The organism is Microcoleus sp. T3_B1 (assembly GCF_036700445.1).
Lineage (GTDB): Bacteria > Cyanobacteriota > Cyanobacteriia > Cyanobacteriales > Microcoleaceae > Microcoleus.
Genome location: NZ_JAUBOX010000168.1, coordinates 1 through 4,360, shown reverse-complemented (window position 1 = coordinate 4,360; position 4,360 = coordinate 1). Strand labels below are relative to the sequence as shown.

The following is a 4,360-nucleotide window of genomic DNA, read 5'->3' as shown; positions in this document are numbered from 1 at the left end:
CAGTTACACTAACCAGAGGGTTAGGCTAATCGTCCTTGGATATTCTTTATCCATTTGGATTAAACGAGTCGCACTCCAGGCAATTGTACTGTAGCCCTGTCCGATAATTACGCCCCCCTGATATTCATGGGTTCTGTCTTTTAAGGTTTTAGCGTCTGGTCTCCCCCATACAGTACGATCAATCGCCACTAATATATGTTCTGTTGCGGGTACTTGCTGTTCTAATTGCTCTCGATACAACTCCATCACTTTTTTTCGGTCAGGTCTACAGTCTTGTAAGGCTTCATAGATACTTGACCATTGTCGATTGAATAGCGGGCTGAGTGAAAATTCTGCCAAACAAGACGCATTCCTGGTGGTCATCACTGCATCCATCAGCTCGAATGTGGCATCTTTCGCTCGCACCAATAATTCGTATGCTGCTTGACGAAAGTCCTTTAATCGTTCACTGTTCATTGAGGGAGTCAATAGGTTTTATTTTTCACCCTCATTCTCTCCCGGCGCGGTGGCTCAAGTCCTGCTTTTGCCACCCTTCTCTCTTTTTTAGTCTAAACTCCAGTTGTCAGCAGCAGGTCGTTTATCTACAGAACTAAAATATCATAATTTAACCCAAATCTGTAGCAGACAATCCACAGCAAAATCCGATGCTAATTCGACCAGTTCTGACCTTTCTAGCTCTAAGCTAATATTTAAAGTTCAGACACAACTAGAATTAAGTAGTTAAGCAAAATTAATTACATAATTATCTCCAAATTCTTTAAGGATTTTTTCGACAGATGAAACAAGAGCTTGCCAGCTAGAGTACGCATCTATTTCGAGCCATTCATATTGGATAAACCGCCACAAAATCTCAATTAAATTCAATTTAGGTGAATAAGTCGGCAATTCAAATATAGTTAAACCGCGTTTTTTCCATTCTTCAATTTTCTCAAAAATGGCATGGCTAGTATGAATAGAAGCTTGATCTACTACAATAACTGTTGGCCGCTCCACCACAGCAAAGAAAGTATCTATGCAGGCTATGATTACAGAGCGAATTAATAGTCTGCTCTGAAACATAAGCATGAAAAGTGTTTTGCCGATTCATGATTCCCCAGACATTTAAACGCTTAGTTCTACGACTCTCAATTGACAAATATTCACCAATATCTTGCCATCCATAAGGGACACAAGGGATGCCACAAAATCCGGATTCATCTAAATAGTATAAATCAATTTTTCCCTCATTTTCTAGTTGTTTTAATTCTGACAAGTTTTCTTTTTTTTCCTTGTATTCTATGGGGTCTGGCTTGCCACCAACACCTCGACGCATCCTATGCCAACTCATACAAAGTTTTTTAATTATTCTCTTAATAGTTTCCGTACTGATATTAATATTCCATTCTTGTTTAATATTTTGCACTACTTGCTTTAATTGTTTTGGTTGCAATTTTACCCAGTCTCTAATTTGAGCTGATTGTGCGGAATTAAATGTTTCTTTTCTGCCTCTACCTGGTTTATTATATAATCCGACCATTCCCTCATATTCCCATCGATTCAACCAGTTATACATAGTCTTATAACTTATACATAGTCTTATAACTAACTTGAAAAATTTTCATCAAGTTTTCATTTTTGACACCTTGTGAAACTAAGATTAAAAAATGTGCTTGCTAGGCGCACTTGATGATGTCTGCTTTCGCGATAAATTCGGTTTAGAAATTTCAAGGAAAGTGGATTAATATCTCGCATTAAAAACATATAAAACGTCTCTAAATAGTATCCGCTCAATAAATCGGGGTAACAGCAAAAAAGAAGTTTCACAATCTAGGCACAGCATAGTAGAATATGATTCATGACGCAAGAATCATCTCCTCAAAAATTAGTAGAGACCTTACTGCAAAGCATTGAGCCATCTGAGATTGCTGACGAATCATTGCGTCGTACTGTGTCCATATTGCTAAACCTTGTAGAGCAATTACAAGCAGAAACCAGAGAATTACGGTCAGAAAATCAAAGATTAAAATCCGAAAACAATCGCCTCAAAGGAGAACAAGGCAAACCAGAGGTCAAAGCTAATGGAGCGAAAAAGTTAAAAGAGAACTACTCATCCGAAAAAGAGCGAAAAGCACCAAAAAAGCACATTAAAAGCAGTAAAAATGCGATCGTCAAAGTTGACCGCTCAAAAATCCTGGAGTATCCTGAAGCAGAACTGCCATTCGATGCAGAATTTAAGGGTTATGAAGAGGTAATAGTTCAAGACATTTTACTGAAAACAGATAACGTGTTATTCCGGAAACAGTAGTATTACTCACCTTCAGAAAAGAAAACATACGTTTCACCCTTACCATCCGGATATGATGGAGAGTTTGGTCCGGGAGTAAAATCCTTAGTTATGAGCTTGTATTACGGGGGAAACATGACGATGCGGAAAGCTATTAGATTTTTTAAGCAATATTGGGATTTCGATGTCAGCGGGTTATTTATCAAATCTAGTGGTGAAAAATTCATCAAAGTTTGAATCAGAATTTAACGAAGTGTATGAATCCGGATTAGCAAGTAGTCCTTGGCAACACTTAGACCAAACAAGTGCGCGTGTTAAAGGAGTAAATCACACTACAAATATAATTTGCAACCCATTATATACAGTTTATTCTACAACTTTAAGAAAAAACCGATTAAGCGTACTTGGAGTATTACAGAACAACCCAGAACTTGAGTTTATTATATCTCCACTTACTTACCAGCTATTAGATAAGTTCAATGTACCCCAGAAGTGGAGCCATCAAATTAAAGGATTGCTAAGAGAAATTCCGTTGAAGGGTGATGAGTTTAACTCCTTGCTGAATAAAAATATGGGTGCTGTAGGCTCTCAACATCGTACCAGGATTTTAGAGGCAGCAGCGATTGCTTTTTATGCTCAGCAATCCCAGATTCCGATAATAAAAACTCTGGTGACTGATGATGCACCCCAGTTTAAATTACTCACAGATGATTTATCTTTATGTTGGGTGCCTGAAGCAAGACATTATAAAAAGTTAAGTCCATTTGTAACTTGTCATCAAAAAAGTTTAGACAAGTTTCTTGATGATTTTTGGGATTACTACCGAGAATTATTAGCTTATAAAAACTCTCCATCTGGGTTAGAGAAGCTCAGGCTCAAATCAAAATTTTGGGAAATTTTCGGCAGTTCCTCTGGTTATGAACAATTAGATGAACGAAAAAAATTAACTTTGAGTAAAATATCTGAGTTGCTTTTAGTTTTGGAGCATCCGGAATTACCTTTACATAATAACCCGGCTGAACTAGCTGCTAGAACAATCGTGCAGCGACGAAATATTAGTTATGCAACCCAAACTTGTGAAGGAACGAAGGCGATGGACATTTTCATGTCTCTGGTTGCCACTACCCGCAAATTAGGAATTAGCTTTTTTGAATATATGAACGACCGTATTTCTCACCTGGGAAATATTCCATCTTTGGGGATGATTATTCGTCAACAATCTTCAGTTTATTCTTTGGGTGTGTCCTGGTCTGATTGAACAAATTCAAAAAAATATAAAGGCTCTGAATTCTTGGCACTTGATTCCTTTAGTAAGTGTCGTATAAACCCACGGTTAATTGTGACTTTAGTAGCTAAAAAAAGTTATGACATCCTTGATTTTATGATTAATAATACGTCATATTCTACCATGCTGTGCCTAGATTGTGAACCTTCTTTTTTTGCTATTACCCCGATTTATTGAGCGGATACGATAATCACATCTGCGGAATGTGGGTTATCAGCACTTATTGAGCAGTTACGAAAAGAGATCAACAATATTTTCCAGATACTGTGAAGACTATTACTAATTGGTTGGACGAGATAATTGCTTACTTTGATAATAGGACAACAATTGGTATTGTTGAAGGTATTAACAACAAGCTTAAGTTAATAAAACGTTCTGCATATGGCTTTAGGAATTTTGAAAACTACAAAAATAGATGTTTGCTTAATTGTCATTTTAATTGTTAGTTTGGCATACCAAGTAAGGAAGAACCGAAGAACCTTGTAAGGAAGAACCGAAGAACCTTTTTTTTCTTTGCATGATCTCGGTTGATTCGTTTTTGGCTACTCATAACTGGTTCAATTATGGCTGAACTGCTTGCCCCGTAAAGGTTTCGTCCTATTTTACCTTTTTTTGTCTACCCCTTGACAATTTGCACTTTTTCTTAACTTGTCACAAATGAGCCCGTCTAAGTTCTTTAAAACCTAAAACAAAAGCTCCTACATCAGAGAAGCTTTTGTTTGTATATTGCTGAACGGCATCGATCTATTTTCTCAGGCAGTGACCCGCCAAATATCTTCGCCACATGGGGATTTAACAACCGAGTTGAGGAT

Annotated in this window: 3 protein-coding genes and 2 pseudogenes; 3 read left to right on the top strand and 2 right to left on the bottom strand. The window is 37.2% G+C overall.

Annotated elements, in window-relative coordinates:
• Positions 1–3: 3 nt before the first annotated feature.
• Positions 4–456, bottom strand: a complete 453-nt coding sequence (locus QT990_RS35330; RefSeq protein WP_333148262.1) for a hypothetical protein — start codon at positions 454–456, stop codon at positions 4–6.
• 264 nt (positions 457–720) lie between these two features.
• Positions 721–1,740 (bottom strand): annotated as a pseudogene (locus QT990_RS35325) (IS630 family transposase).
• 94 nt (positions 1,741–1,834) lie between these two features.
• Between QT990_RS35325 and QT990_RS35320 the strand changes: the two are divergent.
• The 3 genes and pseudogenes from QT990_RS35320 to QT990_RS35310 all read left to right on the top strand — a co-directional run.
• A complete protein-coding gene (locus QT990_RS35320; RefSeq protein ID WP_333148260.1) occupies positions 1,835–2,284 on the top strand; it encodes a hypothetical protein in 450 nt (149 codons plus the stop codon).
• 163 nt (positions 2,285–2,447) lie between these two features.
• A complete protein-coding gene (locus tag QT990_RS35315) occupies positions 2,448–3,521 on the top strand; it encodes a hypothetical protein (RefSeq protein ID WP_333148258.1) in 1,074 nt (357 codons plus the stop codon).
• A gap of 278 nt (positions 3,522–3,799) precedes the next feature.
• A pseudogene (locus tag QT990_RS35310) lies at positions 3,800–3,994 on the top strand (ISL3 family transposase); the annotation flags it as partial.
• Positions 3,995–4,360 lie beyond the last annotated feature (366 nt).